The sequence below is a fragment of the Deltaproteobacteria bacterium genome (assembly GCA_009692615.1).
Lineage (GTDB): Bacteria > Desulfobacterota > Binatia > UBA9968 > UBA9968 > DP-20.
Genome location: SHYW01000010.1, coordinates 18,888 through 34,670 on the forward strand (window position 1 = coordinate 18,888; position 15,783 = coordinate 34,670).

14 protein-coding genes are annotated in these 15,783 nt (G+C 57.0%); 13 read left to right on the forward strand and 1 reads right to left on the reverse strand.

Translation table 11 applies throughout. The features are described from left to right. The first annotated feature begins 22 nt into the window (after positions 1-22). The 6 genes from EXR70_03875 (at position 23) to EXR70_03900 (ending at position 6,629) form a co-directional block, all read left to right on the forward strand. Positions 23-1,042 (forward strand): ABC transporter substrate-binding protein, encoded by a 1,020-nt coding sequence (locus EXR70_03875; protein ID MSP37610.1) that lies wholly within the window; start codon positions 23-25, stop codon positions 1,040-1,042. Positions 1,043-1,193: 151 nt separating this feature from the next. Continuing rightward, positions 1,194-2,213, forward strand: a complete 1,020-nt coding sequence (locus tag EXR70_03880; GenBank protein MSP37611.1) for an ABC transporter substrate-binding protein — start codon at positions 1,194-1,196, stop codon at positions 2,211-2,213. A gap of 27 nt (positions 2,214-2,240) precedes the next feature. Beyond that, positions 2,241-3,302, forward strand: a complete 1,062-nt coding sequence (locus EXR70_03885) for an ABC transporter substrate-binding protein (GenBank protein MSP37612.1) — start codon at positions 2,241-2,243, stop codon at positions 3,300-3,302. Positions 3,303-3,340: 38 nt separating this feature from the next. Further along, entirely contained in the window at positions 3,341-4,387 is a 1,047-nt protein-coding gene (locus EXR70_03890) for a hypothetical protein (protein ID MSP37613.1), read from the forward strand. A gap of 75 nt (positions 4,388-4,462) precedes the next feature. Continuing rightward, positions 4,463-5,509: an ABC transporter substrate-binding protein gene (locus EXR70_03895; protein ID MSP37614.1), complete on the forward strand. Its 1,047-nt coding sequence runs from the start codon at positions 4,463-4,465 to the stop codon at positions 5,507-5,509. An 82-nt stretch (positions 5,510-5,591) separates the two neighbouring features. After that, positions 5,592-6,629, forward strand: coding sequence for an ABC transporter substrate-binding protein (locus EXR70_03900; GenBank protein MSP37615.1), 1,038 nt, complete (start codon positions 5,592-5,594; stop codon positions 6,627-6,629). A 247-nt stretch (positions 6,630-6,876) separates the two neighbouring features. Here EXR70_03900 and EXR70_03905 read toward each other — a convergent pair whose 3' ends face one another. Beyond that, positions 6,877-7,908, reverse strand: a complete 1,032-nt coding sequence (locus EXR70_03905) for an extracellular solute-binding protein (protein MSP37616.1) — start codon at positions 7,906-7,908, stop codon at positions 6,877-6,879. A 210-nt stretch (positions 7,909-8,118) separates the two neighbouring features. On the opposite strand from EXR70_03905, the gene EXR70_03910 reads away from it, so the two are divergent. The 7 genes from EXR70_03910 to EXR70_03940 all read left to right on the forward strand — a co-directional run bounded on the left by EXR70_03910 (position 8,119) and on the right by EXR70_03940 (position 15,711). Continuing rightward, complete coding sequence (locus tag EXR70_03910) at positions 8,119-8,922, forward strand: alpha/beta hydrolase (GenBank protein MSP37617.1); 804 nt, start codon at positions 8,119-8,121, stop codon at positions 8,920-8,922. 10 nt (positions 8,923-8,932) lie between these two features. Further along, complete coding sequence (locus tag EXR70_03915) at positions 8,933-10,069, forward strand: amidohydrolase (protein ID MSP37618.1); 1,137 nt, start codon at positions 8,933-8,935, stop codon at positions 10,067-10,069. 86 nt (positions 10,070-10,155) lie between these two features. After that, the gene (locus EXR70_03920) at positions 10,156-10,590 is read left to right on the forward strand and encodes a DUF2384 domain-containing protein (GenBank protein MSP37619.1); all 435 of its coding nucleotides are present in this window, start codon (positions 10,156-10,158) and stop codon (positions 10,588-10,590) included. After that, on the forward strand, positions 10,590-11,045 hold the full coding sequence (locus EXR70_03925; protein MSP37620.1) for an RES domain-containing protein: 456 nt from the start codon (positions 10,590-10,592) through the stop codon (positions 11,043-11,045). The genes EXR70_03920 and EXR70_03925 overlap by 1 nt, the downstream gene beginning before the upstream one ends. 13 nt (positions 11,046-11,058) lie before the next feature. Then, on the forward strand, positions 11,059-12,993 hold the full coding sequence (locus EXR70_03930) for a S9 family peptidase (GenBank protein MSP37621.1): 1,935 nt from the start codon (positions 11,059-11,061) through the stop codon (positions 12,991-12,993). A gap of 120 nt (positions 12,994-13,113) precedes the next feature. Beyond that, complete coding sequence (locus tag EXR70_03935; protein MSP37622.1) at positions 13,114-14,214, forward strand: hypothetical protein; 1,101 nt, start codon at positions 13,114-13,116, stop codon at positions 14,212-14,214. A 27-nt stretch (positions 14,215-14,241) separates the two neighbouring features. Then, the gene (locus EXR70_03940; GenBank protein MSP37623.1) at positions 14,242-15,711 is read left to right on the forward strand and encodes a UbiD family decarboxylase; all 1,470 of its coding nucleotides are present in this window, start codon (positions 14,242-14,244) and stop codon (positions 15,709-15,711) included. The last annotated feature ends 72 nt before the right edge of the window (positions 15,712-15,783 follow it).

Consider the following 15,783-nt stretch of genomic DNA (forward strand, 5'->3'; position numbering starts at 1 on the left):
TTCCGACTGGAGATGAATTCCCATGCTCGTGCTCAGAACCTTCGTCATCATTGCATTGCTATTCATACACTCGCGTCCACCCGCCATGGCAGCCGCGGCTCTGACCAAGGTAGTCATCGGCTTCGCTGCGATGAACGCGCGCGTGGCGCCCCTGTGGATCACCGAGGAACAAGGCATCTTGGCGAAATATGGGCTTCAATCTCAGCAAGTTTATCTGCGCGGCGCGCCGACTTTGGTAGCCGGCATGGCGTCGGGCGATATTCATTTCGGCCGCAGCGGCGGCAGCGCGACGCTTGCCGCGGTGGGCGCCGGTCATGATTTTAAAGTCATCGCCAGCTTCTCGAGCCGCAACAGCTACGACCTGATGGCACGGCCCAATATCAAACGCGCCGAAGAGCTGCGCGGCAAAAAAATCGCCGTCACCAGCATCGGCGGCAGCTCCTGGATGGGCGTGATGTTGTGGCTCGAACATTTCGGCCTCGATGCCCAGCGCGACAACATTCAGCTGTTAGTCGTCGGCGATCAGTTGGTGCAGATGCAAGCGGTGGAGACCGGCATCGCCGATGCCGCCGGCTTGGACGGCGTGTTCAGCAAGCAGCTGCGCGCCAAGGGCTTCAACATGCTCGGCGAATATTCCGATTTGAAAGCCGCCATCGTCGGCCAAGCGATGGTGGTGCCCCAAGCGTTTCTCAACCGCCATGCCGACATCGCCGAGAACTACTTGAAGTCCGAGGTCGAAGCATTGGCGTTCGCCGTGGCGCCGAAAAACAAACCGGCGGTGTTGAAGCTGCTGATGAAACGGCTCAAGACCGAAGCCGCCGGCGCCGAGGAAGGCTACCAGGATCTTCTGCGCGGCGTCGACCGCAAACCGTTTCCGTCCCTTGAAGGCATGCGCAACATTCAGAGAATTTTAAGACCGCGCAATCCCAAACTCGCCGATATCAAAGTCGAAAACGTCGTCGACGATAGAATCATGCGCAAGCTCGACGAGTCCGGCTTCATCGACCGCGCCTACGCCGCCCAGGGCGCGAGCTTGAAATGAAGACTATTCACCACAGAGCACACAGAGATCACAGAGCAAAAGATTCACAAGTCGGGCGGGTCACGACCCGCCCTCCGAATCCTCCGAACCTTTCGTGTGTTTCGTGTTTTTCGTGGTTAAATCCGAACTTCTTTTCGACGGAGGACAGGCCATGAATTATCGACACCAACATTGCGCCGTGATCTTCCTCATCCTATCTCTCTGCCAATTCCCTAGTGCCTTCGCCGCCGCGCCGTCGAAACTCGTCATCGGCTACGCCGCCATGAGCGCGCGGGTGATGCCGCTGTGGATCGCCGAGGAGCAAGGTATCTTCGCCAAGTACGGCATCGACTCGCAGCAGATTTTCATCCGCGGCGCGCCAACTCTGGTCGCCGGACTGGCGTCGGGCGATATTCAAATTGCCAGCACCGGCGGGAGCGCAACGCTCGCCGCCATCGCCGCCGGCCATGATTTGAAAATGCTCGCGGCCTTTTCCAGTCGTAACACCTACGATCTGGTCACCCGGCCGTCGATCAAGCGAGCCGAAGACCTGCGCGGCAAACACTTTGGCGTCACCAGCATCGGCGGCACCGTGTGGATGGGGATCATGCTCTGGCTCGAGCACTTCGGCCTCGACGACCAGCGCGACAAAATCCAGATCCAAGTCATCGGCGACCAGACCGTGCAAATGCAAGCTTTGCAAAACGGCATCATCGACGCCGCGGTGCTCGACGGCGTCTTCAGCCGGCGCTTAAAGCAACAAGGCTTCAACATCACCGGCGAATTTGCCGATCTTAAGCAGCAATACACCAGCCAGGCCATCGTCGTGCAGGGCAAGTACGTGCAGCAACGGCCCGATATGCTGGAGAATCTCTTGAAGGCCCAAGTCGAAGCCATCGCCTTCTCGCTGGCGCCGAAAAATAAACCGACGGTGATTAAAACATTCATGCGCCGGCTGCGCATCGACGCCGCCACCGCCGAGGAAGGCTACCTCGACCTGCACCGCGCCGTCGACCGCAAGCCCTACGCCTCCGCCGAAGGCATGCGCAACGTGCAGCGGCTCATGGCGCTGCGTAATCCCAAGATCGGCGAGGTCAAAATCGACAACGTGATCGACAACCGCATCGTCAAGCGGTTGGACGACAGCGGATTTATTGATAAAGCCTATGCAGCCCAGGGGACCAAACCGTAACCGCCGGCGGTTAGAACGGAACCCGCGCTGGAATTAGAAAATGTTGGAGGCAAGGTGAAACTCGATCGGTTGTGCGCCAAATTATTCGCCGTTGCGTTAATCATATCGGCTTCGTTTAGTCTTGCGGTGTATTCCTTCGCCGCCGCGCCGGGGAAAATCATCCTCGGATACGCCGCGCCCGGCGCTCGGGCACTGCCCTTTTGGATCGCCCAGGAACTCGGCCTATTCAACAAATACGGCCTCGATGTCGAGCCGGTATTCATTCGCGGCGCGCCGCTGTTAGTCTCGGGCCTGGCCTCGGGCGACATCCATATCGGCAGCACCGGCGGCAGCGCCACCTTGGCGGCGGTCGCCGCCGGCCAGGATTTGAAAATCATCGCCACCTTCGGCAGCCGCAACACTTTCGATCTGATCTCCCAGCCTAACATCAAGCGGCCCGAAGACTTGCGCGGCAAGCGCATCGGCCTCACCAGCATCGGCGGCACCACCTGGATGGCGCTCCTGCTCTGGCTCGAACACTTCGGCCTCGATGTCCAGCGCGATAAAATGCAATTGCAGCCCACCGGCGAGCAGGCGCTGACCGTCCAAGCCCTCGACGCCGGCGTGGTCAACGCGGCGATCCTCGACGGCATCTATTCGAGCCGCGTCAAGCCCAAGGGCTTCACCGTCTTGGGCGAATATTCCGATCTAAAATACCAGTTCATCAGCCAGGCGCTAGTGGTGCAGAAGAGCCTGCTGCAACAGCGCGGCGACATGTTGGAGAATCTGTTGAAAGCGGAGATCGAAGGGCTGGCTTACGTATTGGCGCCGAAGAATAAAGCCGCGGTCATCAAAACTCTCATGCGCCGAATGAAAACCGCCGCCGGCCCCGCCGAGGAAGGCTACCTCGATCTGCTGCGCGGCATGGACCGCAAACCCTTCCCCACCGTCGAGAGCCTGGTCCATGTGCAGCGTTTGATGAAAGCCCAGAACCCCAAGATCGGCGCGGTCAATCTCGAAGAGCTGAACGACGCGCGTTTGGTCAAAAAGCTCGACGACAGCGGCTTCATCGACAAGGCCTACGCGGCACAGGGGATCAGTCTGAAATAATCGAGCAAGGCTCTGGAAGGATTACTTCGGAGAACCCCATGTTACACGGCGCGAGCATAACCATCAGGCGGCATCCGACAAATTTCGTCATCAGCCTTATTATTCTAATTGCACTGCAGCACCCGCTCGCGTCCAACGTTTTCGCGGCCACCAAGCTGATCGTCGGCTACGCCACCCACAACGCCCGCATCGCGCCGGTCTGGGTCGCCCAGGAACAAGGCTTCTTCAACAAGTATGACATCGACACCGAGCAAGTGTACGTGCGCGGTGCTCCGATCCTGGTCGCTGGCATGACCTCGGGCGAGATCCAGATCGGCCGCAGCGGCGGCAGCGCGACCTTATCGGCCATCGCGGCCGGCCATGATTTCAAAATCATCGCCAACTTTTCTTCACGCAACCCCTACGACTTGGTCGCCCGCCCCAACATCAAACGGCCGGAGGACTTGCGCGGCAAAAAAATGGCCGTCACCAGCATCGGCGGCACCACTTGGATGGGCGCGCTACTGTGGCTGGAACAGTTGGGCCTCGATCCACAGCGCGATCAAATTCATTTGCAGGCGATCGGCGATCAAAACACCCAAACCCAATCGGTGGAAAGCGGCATCGTCGACGCCGCCGTGCTCGACGGCGCCTATAGCCGGCGGCTCAAGCAAAAGGGCTTCACGATTCTTGGCGAATACGCCAATCTGACCAAGCCCGTGCTCGGCCAAGCCGTCGCCGTGCCGCGGCAGTATCTGCAACAACGTGGCGACCTGGTGGAAAATTACTTGAAAGGCGAGATCGAAGCCCTGGCGTTTTGTTTCGCGCCGAGAAATAAATCCGCGATGATCAAGCTGCTCATGCGGCGCCTAAAAACCGATGCGGCTGGCGCGGAGGAAGGCTACGCGGATTTGATCCGCGGCATCGACCGGCGACCGTTTCCTTCCGTCGAAGGCATGCGCAATATTCAGCGCTTGATGAAACTCCGCAGCCCAAAGGTCGGCGAACTGCGCGCCGAAGATGTCATCGACGGCCGTATCATGCAAAAACTCGACGACAGCGGCTTCATCGACCGGGTTTACGCGGCACAGGGGTTGAAACCATAATCATTCGTTCAAGGTTCAAAAGTTCTAAGTCGGACACATTGAGAAGTCTTCAGTATTTTAAGGAGAGCCGGGTTGATGCCTATTGAGCATAATCTACGAATCACAGCCAATATTCTCGGAACTGCAATATTTGGATTTATACTCCTGCTTGTTTCAACGATCCTTCATGCCGCAACCGCCCCAACGCGGCTGGTCATCGGTTATGCCTCGACGACGCCGCGCTTAATGCCGCTGTGGATGGCGCGCGATCAAGGCTTCTTCGCCAAGTATGGCATTGAGTCCGAGCCGGTGCTGTTGCGCAGCGGCGCGACGCTGGTGACCGGCATGGCGTCGGGCGACATCCAGATTGGCCGCACCGCCGGCGCTGCGGTCTTGTCCGCCGTGGCTGCCGGCCATGACATCAAGATGTTGGCGACTTTTTCCAGCCGCAATTCCTACGACGTCGTCACCCGGCCGAACATTAAACGAGCCGAAGAGCTGCGCGGCAAAAAGCTCGCCATCAACAGCGTCGGCGGCGGCACCTGGATCGGCGCCATGTTGTGGATCGAACACTTTGGCCTCGACGTGCAGCGCGATCAGATCCTGCTCCAATCCATCGGCGATCAGGGCACGCAATCTCAGGCTTTGGAGTCCGGCACCGTCGACTGCGTCTTCGTCGACAGCGTTTACAGTAAGCTGCTGAAACAGAAAGGCATGAACATCATCGCCGAATCCAACGAGCTGAAACAGCCGTTGGTCAGTCAATCGACGATCATGCCGAATAACTTTCTTCGTCAATATCCCGATGTCGCCGAAAACTATATCAAAGGCGAGATCGAAGGCATCGCGTTTGCCACCGCGCCCAAGAACAAACCGGCGGTCATCAAAATGCTCATGCGCCGGCTGCGGGTCGACGCCGTCACCGCCGAAGAAGGCTATAATGATATGCTGCGCGGCGTCGACAGAAAACCGTTCGCGTCGATGGAAGGCATGCGCAATCTCCATCGATTGTTGAGACCGCGAAATCCCAAGATCAGCGAGGTGAAAGTCGAAGACGTGGTCGACAACCGGATCATGCGCAAACTGGATGAGTCCGGCTTTATCGATAAAGTCTTCGCGCTGCACGGAGCGAGTTTTAAATAACTATTAGCGATCAACGGTCATTTATTAATTTTGGGCTTGCGCTGGTAACCGATAACTGAATACTGACGGCTCACGGAGGTCGATGTCCATGAAGCGTTCAAAACAACTCGCTCTAGTCGTTGTCACTTCTATTTTCTTGCTCACGTCCGGCGTTTATGACGCGCGCGCCGCCGCGGCGCCGGCCAAATATGTCGTCGGCTACGCCACCTTCACGGCGCGCATCGTGCCGCTCTGGCTCGCCCAGGAACAAGGCTTCTTCACCAAGTACGGTATCGAGGTCGAACCGGTGTTTATCCGCGGCGCGCCGACATTGGTGGCCGGATTAGCCGCCGGCAGCATGCACATCGGCCGCACCGGCGGCAGCGCCATGTTGGCCGCGGTGGCCGCCGGCCACGATTTCAAAGTCGTCGCCGCTTTCAACACACGCAACACCTACGATCTAGTCGTCCGTCCCAACATCAAGCGCGCCGAAGATTTGCGCGGCAAGACCTTTGGCATCACCAGTATCGGCGGCACCAGCTGGATGGGCGTCATCCTCTGGTTGGAGCATCTGGGTTTGGATGAAAAGCGCGACAACATTCGTCTCCAAGTGATCGGCGACCAGAGCGTCCAGGTGCAGTGCATGGAAAGCGGTCTGTGCGACGCCATCGCTGTCGACGGCGTCTACACCAAGCAAGCCAAAGCCCGCGGCATGAATGTGCTGGGCGAATACACCCAACTCAAATCTCTATTGATCGGTCAATCCATGGTGGTGCCGAGTGCGATGCTGCAACAGCGCCCGGACGCCGCCGAAGCGTATTTGAAGGGTGAGATTGAAGCTCTGGTCTTTTCCTTGGCGCCGAGAAACAAACCGGTGGTGCTCAAGACTTTGTCGAAGTGGCTCAAGGTCGACGCCGCCGGCGCCGAGGACGCCTACCTGGATCTCATCCACGGCGTCGATCGAAAACCCTTCGCCGTCCTCGAAGGATTACGCAACGCCCAACGCCTGTTGAGAACGCGAAACCCAAAAGTCGGCGAAGTCAAAGCCGAAGACGTTATCGACAACCGCTTGATGAAAAAACTCGACGACAGCGGTTTCATCGACAAGCTCTACGCAAGCTACGGCGTCAGCCTGAAATAGGTTGCCGGGGCGCAGCATCCGCCAGAGGACGGATCAGCCTTGGCTGATGCTGCGCCCGGTCTCAATTCGGCAGCGACAACAAGGTCGAATTCTAATTCACCACGAAGGCGCGAAGAACACCAAGCTCGTGAGCACGAACACTCACAACCGATTCCCCGAGTAGCCACGTCGCGTGGCGTAGCGAGGGGTCCCTCGATACGCGCTGCGCGCGACTCGGGAAAACGGATTTCGGAAGTTAAATTCAAAACTACTTAGCGAAAAAAATCTGCCGAAACTCCGCGCTGAGTTTCTTATACTCCTCCGCCGTCGGGCTATCCATGAAGATGCTATTGGCGCTCACTTTGTCGGCGTCCTTGATCGCTGGGTAGACACCGGGATAGAGCACGAACTCGCCGTGCTCGGCGGCGATCTTTTGACCTTCCTGGGAGCAGAGATATTCGATGTATAACTTGCCCGCGTTGGCATTGGCCGCCTTGGCGCCCAGACCGAGATCGTTAGTGTCCGTGAGTATTTTATCCATTAAGACAAAGGCGAACGGCGCCTTGGCAAATTGCTGGACATATTGAATGTAAGTAAAGCCCAGCGTCACCTCGCCGCGCAAAATATCGTTGGGTACCGGCGCGAAGGACTCTCGTAGCAGCGGCTCTTGTTTGGCCAGCGCCTTGACGTAGTCGAGCCAACCGTCGCCTTTGATTTTTTTCAAACTATAAAGAAACTGTGCCGTGGTGGTGTGGCGCGTCGGATCGGGAATCGCGATCTTGCCTTTCCACTTCGCTTGCAGCAAATCGTCGAGACTCTTGGGCGCGTCGGTGCTTTTGATCATATCGGTGTTGTACAGAACGCCGATGGGCGTGTGCCGCCACGAGGTGAGGATACCGTCTTTGTCTTTGAACTTGGCGGGGAACTTTTCCGCCGACGGCGGCGTGTATTTGGCCAACGCGCCGGCCTGCTTGACCAGATCCTGGGCGCTCTGCGCCGCGAAGATCACGTCGAAGCCCGGCTTGCCGGTTTGCCACTCGGCGACGGCGCGCTCCATCACTTGGGTCGCCGAAGCACGCCAGTAGTCGACTTTGATACCGTACTTTTTTTCAAAGCCGCGGTGAATCGGGTCCATGACTTGGGGCAGAATGGTGCCGTAGGCAATCACCTTGCCCTCTTTCTTAGCGGCATCAATGTTGAGCGGCTGCGCCTGGGCACTGGAACTGAACAACCAAGATAGCGCCAGCGCGACTAATAAATTATTTTTCATTGGCCCATCCCTTCGTGATTCAAATCGCATACCTGCGGCGGCGGCGCTGCCAGAAACTGCCTACCACGACAGCTATCTAGTGGATCCCATCGAGTCTCAGCTCAAACAGAGATATGCCACCAACCCATCCGGCGCGCAACGAATGAAAACACAGGGGCGCGAAAATTCGGTTGCCGAAGCGGACGGATCGCAGCTATAGTCCGCTCAAGTTCGACGCTATCAAAATCCCACGGAGGTCAGATGCCCTTTCTCAACATCAACGACGCCGAAGTCTACTACGAAGTGCACGGCGAAGGCGCGCCGTTTCTTTTCTGCAGCGTCACCGGTCTCGACCATCAAGCCTGGAAGTTTCATCAGGTGGCGGAGTTTTCCCGCGATCACAAAGTCATCCTGTTCGACTACCGCGGCACCGGCAAATCGACCAAGGCGATACAGAAATATTCGATCAAGATGTTCACCGACGACGCCGCGGCGATTCTAAATCATTTGAATGTCGAGCAAGCCGTCGTCTGCGGCCACTCCATGGGCGGTGTGGTCGCGCAACTGTTCGCCCTCGACTATCCGAGCAAAGTGAAAAAGTTGATTCTCGCCTCCAGCGGCGCGGCGCATCCTGGAGCGCACGGCATCCCATTGGCGATGTGCCGCGACATGGTCAAGCAAGGCTTCGAAGGTTATATCCGCGCGCACACCATCGAAACCGGCTGGACCAAAGAGTTCGTCGCCAAGAATCCCGCGCTGATCGAAAAGTTTTTACAAGTGAGAATGTCCGGCATCGCCGGGATCGACAACTATCTATATTTCGTTTTAGCGCGCCAAGAACACGATCACACGGCGCGCTTGAAAGAAATCAAAGTACCGACGCTGGTCTTGGTCGGCGACGACGAAAACCACGGCGCCACCGACACCACCCACTGGGCCGCGGCGCACCAACTGGCAAAGGCGATTGCCAACGCTAAGCTGGTCGTCCTCGCCGGCGAAGGTCATCACTACTTGGCGACGAATCCGGCAGCGGCGCACAACGCAATACGAGAATTTATTAAATAGGAGACGCGATATGGTGAAACACCCAGCAAACGATTTAAGCCGCCGCGACTTTCTCAAGATCGCCGGCAAGAGCGCAATCATATCGTCCGGCTTGTTAGCCAGTTGCGCGACCACGGCAACACCGACTCGAACTACGGCGAGCGCCATCGACGTTCATCATCACTATATTCCGATGGAGCTGATCGATGAGGTCAAAAAGAACGGCAAAGCGCTCGGCGTCGAATATTTTCCGCCCAAGGACGCTAAAGACAATCCCCTACGCATTCAATTTCCCAAAGGCAATCGGCTCAATCCCGATCCGCGCATGGCCGAAGTGCCCAATCGTCTCGAAGCGATGACCAAGGGCAATATCGGCATCGCCACGGTGGAAGCCCACACCGCCTGCGTCGGCTACGAACTCGACGGCGAGCGCGGCGAAACCTGGTCGAAACTCTACAACGAAGCGATCATGAACTTGGTCAAGCGCCACCCCAACCGCTTCGCCGGCATCGCCACCGTGCCGTTGCAAGATCCCACCCGCGCCGCCAAAGTGTTGGAACACGCCGTCGTCAGTTTAAAAATGTCCGGCGTCACCATCGCGTCGAATGTCGTCGGCAAATATTTCAACGACAAGAGCTTCGATCCATTCTGGAAAAAAGCCGAAGATCTCGACGTGATGATGATCATGCATCCGGAATGGGTCGCCGGCGCCGACAAGATGGATCCTTTCAGCCTACGCAGCATTTGCGGCAATCCGGCGGACACCACGCTCTCGGTCACCTACATGATTTACACCGGCATCTTCGACCGCTTCCCCAGTCTGAAACTCTGCCTGCTGCACGGCGGCGGATATTTCCCCTACCACCTGGGCCGCTTGGACCAGGACAAAACCGGCGGCTCTGGAGCATCCGCGATCCCGTCAAAATATCCGCCGAGTAAATATCTGAAGAACCTCTACTTCGATAATTTGGTCTACCGCGTTGAAACTCTCGAATATTTGAAACGCATGGTCGGCGCCGATCACATCATGGTCGGCACCGATTATCCCTTCGACTTGGGCGACTGGATGGCGGCGGACAAACTTCAGACGATGGAATGCACCAGCGCGGAACGGGAAGCGATGCTGCACGGTAATGCCCGGAGGCTGTTGAGGATGACCGCCGCGTAAGATAGTCAGATGTCCGCTTTACAACGTTGCAACTACTGCCAGATGGCACTACACTAGCTGCCAGTAGAAATTTTAGGAGCAATCAAATGCAATCAATGGAATCACTCGTAGACGCACTTGGTGGCCGCAAAGTTTTGAAGCGGCGAATCGCGAACTTGGCCGACTTGAGAGAAACGGTTAAGGGAGGCCTCCCGTATGCATCCTTCGAGGCATTGTCGGCACGACTCGGCTTGGGACGGGAAGAAGCAGCAAACGCCCTACATTTACCTCATCGAACCAATGCAAGAAGGAAAAAGCAGCGGAGATTGCTTGCCGACGAGTCCGATCGCGTGCTGAGAATGGCGCGCGTTGGCGCCCAGGCCGCGGAAACTTTAGGTAGCGAAGCCAAAGCCGCCGAGTGGTTGCGCCGCCCGAATCGCGCCTTGGGCAATGTACCGCCGCTAGAACTGCTCGACACCGACATCGGCATTCGGCAGATCGAAGAAGTTCTAGGTCGCATCGAGCACGGCATCGTAAGCTAGTGCGAGTCTGGCGCATTGCGTTGAGAAAATTTCGCCGCTTCGACGGCGAAGGCGCACGGCAATATGGCGGCCGATGGAATCACTCGGGCGGGTCAGCCGTCTACACCTCTGAGTCATTGTCGCTCGCCGCATTGGAACTATTTGTTCACTTCGACACCGATCTTGCCCCCGAAGATTTGGTCGCCATACCCGCTGAAATTCCAGACAACGTGAAGATCGAACATCTCGAGACTGCGATGTTGCCGAGAAACTGGCGGGACTTCCCCGCTCCCGAAGCGCTCAAGGATATTGGCTCATCCTGGTTAGTCAGGAACACCACTGCGATCATGTCCGTCCCGTCCGCGCTAATCCCAACGGAGTGCAATTATCTGCTGAACCCAAAACAGAAAGACTTTAGACGCATTCGAATCGGTACACCGATCCCGTTTCGTTTCGACCCGAGGATGTGGAAATAATCACTGCGTCCATATGAATCGAATCATTTCCCCCTATGGCTCCTGGAAGTCGCCGATCAGCGCCGACATCGTCGCCGGCGGCGAAATCGGTCTGGAGCAAATCCGCATCAATCTCAACAGGGGCGACGACATCTATTGGATCGAACGCCGCTCTCAAGAAGGCGGCAGAAAAGTCATCGTCCGCCGTTCTGCAGACGGCAACATAACGGATGTGACGCCAACCGGATTCAACGCCCGTAACCGCGTGCACGAGTACGGCGGCGCCGACTATGCAATTTCGAATGACGCCATCGTCTTCTCAAACTTCGCCGATCAGCGGCTGTATCGGCAAACCCTGGCTGGAGAACCGCAGCCGTTAACGAAGCAAGGCAACTATCGTTACGCCGACGGCCAGATCGACCGGCCCAGAAATTTATTTTACTGCGTGCGCGAAGATCATTCCGCTCCGGGCGAAGCCGTCAACGCGATCGCACGCGTCGACCTTAACGGCGACAACTCTGGCGAGATCGTCGTTTCGGGAAATCATTTCTATTCTTCGCCGCGTCTGAACCCCGACGGCTCACAACTCGCTTGGCTGACTTGGAATCATCCTAATATGCCGTGGGACGGCACCGAGCTTTGGCTCGGCAAACTAGGCGACAACGGCGCAGTGATTGAGCAAATAAAGATCGCCGGCGGCGTTGATGAATCGATCTACCAGCCCGCATGGTCGCCTGACGGCGTGCTCCACTTCGCTTCCGATCGTACCGGCTGGTGGAATCTCTATCGGTGGCGTGAAAATCAAATTGAAGCGCTGTGCCCGATGGCCGCCGAGTTCGGCCAACCGCAATGGACATTCGGCGGCTCGCTTTACGGCTTCGCATCCGACAAACAAATTATTTGTAGCTACACGAAGAACGGCAACGATTATCTCGCCACGCTCGACATAGAAACGAAAAACTTGCGCGACATCGAACTTCCCTATTCAGCCATTTCACAAGTCCGCGTCACTGGAAACCGCGTCGTCTTCATCGGCGCGTCCGCAACCGAGACAAGCGCGGTTGTCGCCTTGGATCTTTCGACGAAACGATTCGAAGTGTTGCGCAGGTCGCGCGACACCGCCGTCGAAGACGGTTATCTCTCCGAAGCGCGGGCGATCGAATTCCCAACCGAACAAGGTTTAACCGCGCACGGATATTTTTATCCGCCGCGGAATCGCGACTACGCCGCGCCGGCAAACGAAAAGCCGCCGCTATTGGTGCTGAGCCACGGTGGACCGACCTCGTCGAGTTCCGGCTCATTGAAATACTCGATTCAATATTGGACCAGCAGAGGCGTCGCAGTGCTGGATGTCAACTACGGCGGCAGCTCCGGCTACGGCCGCGCCTATCGCGAAAGATTGAACGGCCAGTGGGGTATCGTCGACGTCGACGACTGCGCCAACGGCGCGCGCTATCTCGCGGAGCGAGGCGAAGTCGACGCTAATCGCTTGGCGATACGCGGCGGTAGCGCCGGCGGCTACACGACGCTGTGCGCGCTGACATTTCGCGATATATTCAAAGCCGGCGCCAGCCACTACGGCATCAGCGATCTCGAAGCGCTCGCCAAAGACACCCACAAGTTCGAGTCGCGCTATCTCGACCGTCTGATCGGTCCGTATCCCGAACGCCGCGATCTCTACGTCGAACGTTCGCCGATCCATTTCACCGACCAATTAAATTGCCCGATGATCATCTTCCAAGGCCTAGAAGACAAAGTTGTCCCACCCAATCAAGCTGAGAAAATGGTCGAGGCCGTGCGGACGAAAAAACTTCAGGTAGCCTATCTGACTTTTGAAGGCGAGCAACACGGCTTTCGCAAAGCCGAAAACATCAAGCGCGTGCTCGAAGCGGAGCTGTATTTCTACTCGAAGGTGTTCGGATTCGAGCTGGCCGTGCCGGTGGAGCCGGTTGAGATCGAGAATCTGTAAGGCACGCACGAGTGAAGGCTTGTCAAATTGCCCGTCAACGCGCAACTAAATTTCCTTATCCATTGACTGTTCAGATTTAGATAGTTTATAACTACCTCCTGACACTGGAAGTGTCCCCCGATGATCAACCCATCACAGACTTTCGACGATTGGTACGTAAAAAGCTCTTATCAGGATTTTGTTAAGCAAGAAGGAGTCCCTCTATACGAAGGCAGCGCGATCGAGGATCTCGCCGCGCTGCCCCTGAGCGATTGGGAGAGAAGAGGGGGAAAGGCCGCGTATACCCGCCTGGGCGACCAGGAAATCTACAACCTTCAAATCGTGGAGATCCCGGCCAAAGGCGAATTGAAACCCGAGCGCCACATGTACGACTCGGTCATGTACGTCATGCAAGGGAGAGGAGCCACGGCGGTTTGGCAGCCGGGTGAGCCCAAACACACCATCGAATGGGAAGAGGGAGCGCTGCTAGCGATCCCTCTGAACGCGTGGCATCAGGAATTCAATAGCTCGGGCACTGAACCCTGCAGAATACTTTTCGGCACCAACATGGCTCAGGTTATTAACCTGTACCACAATCTGGAATTTGTCTTTAACAACGACTTTTGTTTCCGCGATCGGTACTCGTTTGCGATGCAGGATTACTTTTCAGGGAACGGCAAACACTGGAATTTACGACTCCACGAAACCAATTTCATTGCAGACATCCGCAAGTTGAATCTCGACCCTTATCCTGAACGGGGCAACCGAACATCGATCATGCGCCTTGCGATGTCCAACACCTCCATCGGCATGCACGTAATGAGCGCTTCCGAAGGAACCTACGTCACCGCGCACCGGCATGATGCGCGCGCGCACGTGATTGTCATCGAGGGCCAAGGCTATGAGCTGCTCTTCATGCCCGGGGAAGAAAAGAACCGCCGCAAGGTGCGGACTCGTCCTTACGGGGTGGTGGCCCCTCGGACCAACGAGTTCCATCAACACCACAACACCGGGAAGGGTGACTATAAAATGTTGGCCTTTCGGGGTAGCGGTTTGCGTTACGGGAGTGGCAGAAGCTACAACCCGGCGCTCACCGCGCAGGATAAAGATCCGTACTCCAAGTACGGCTTCAAGATCTCCTATGAGCGGGAAGATCCCGCGATCCGAGAGGACTATTACAAAGAGCTGGAAAAAAATAACATCCCGCACCGACTCAACCCGGTCGAGCAAAGCGGCGGCTGAGAACAATGAAACGAAGATGACCTGCCTATGGAATCCGAGCATACCGTAAAGAGCCTCCACAGTTTTCTCGACGATGTCCGTGCTTTGGACCCGGGATACTTGCTGAACGTGGAAGAAGAGCTGGATCCCCGGTTCGAAATTTCCGCCTTACTGGTAAAGTTGGACCACGCGCGCAAATTCCCCATTGTGATGTTTCGCCGGGCGAAAGATGTTCAGGGAAATCCGTCCCGCTTTCCGCTCCTTTCCAATCTCTTTGCCAGTCGCCGGCTCTGCGCGCTGGCGCTGGACTCCACCGTCGAGAGAGTGGGCCTAGACTTCGACTTGAAAAGCCAGAACACAAGACCGCCACTGGTGATCGCCAAAGAGCAAGCGCCGGTCAAGCAGTGCATTCTCGTCGGCGATCAGGCCAACCTTTATGACTTTCCTGTCCCGCTGCCCTATCACATGGAGGGAGGCCGCACGATCCTGGGTTCTATCATCACGACGGTGGATAAGGACACCCGGAAAATTTACAACTGCGCGTACCAGACCCTGAGGGTTTTGGGACCGAGACGAGCGACGATGGGTTTAGGAGAGGGTAGTCATAATTGGGAACGTTTCCGCGAACGGCGAATCCACGGCGAGCCTACACCCTTTGCAGCTTGGATCGGCCACCATCCCGCCGCGTGTCTAGGCTCCCTAACACGCGCCTCCATCGATGTCGACGAGTATTCGGTCATCGGCGGCATCCTCGATCAACCGCTTCGGCTGGTTGCATCGGAAACCTGGGGCGAGGATTTTCTTGTGCCGGCCGACGCGGAAATTGTCATCGAGGGAGTGATCCTGCCAAACGAGAAAGGCCGCCACGGGCTCCGCGCCGATTTCGCGCGCTATTATTCGCCGGAAACGCTTCGGCCCATTGTGGAGATCCACGCGATCACCCACCGCCGCGGCGCCATATATCACGACATCCACCTGGGCGGACGGGACCAAGACCACTTGGGAGGAATTCCCCTCGAAGGGGCGGTGTATCGTGCCGTCAAACAGGCCGTGCCCACGGTAAGAAACGTTCATCTTCCCTCATCGGGCTGCAGCCGCTTTCACGCCTACGTGCAAATCATGAAAACCGCTCCGGGCCAAGGAAGAGAGGCGATCGTCGCCGCCCTTGCCGTTGATCGGCGCTTAAAACATATCGTGGTGGTAGACGAAGACATCGATGTTTTCGATGACGCGGATGTGCTTTGGGCGGTAGCGACGCGCAGCCGCTGGGATCGAGATCTGGTGGTTATTCCCAATATGGTTTCAACCACTCGCGACCCGACGGCCTACGCGGTTGGCCCTGAAGATCTTAGTTACCAGGCCTATACTGTCGCCAAGGGCGGCATCGACGCAACCAAACCGGCGGCGCCGGAGCCCTTCGAAATCAAGATTCAGGTGCCAGAGGAAACCATGCGCAAGGTTGATTTGGAGAAATGCGTCGGCAGCGCTAATTTGGCACGAATCCCATCTGACGCTTAATGGGAGAAAGTCGCATTATGGCCAGCTCAATCAGAATTACATGTCCCGGTTGTAATCAGGAGTTCTTGGTTT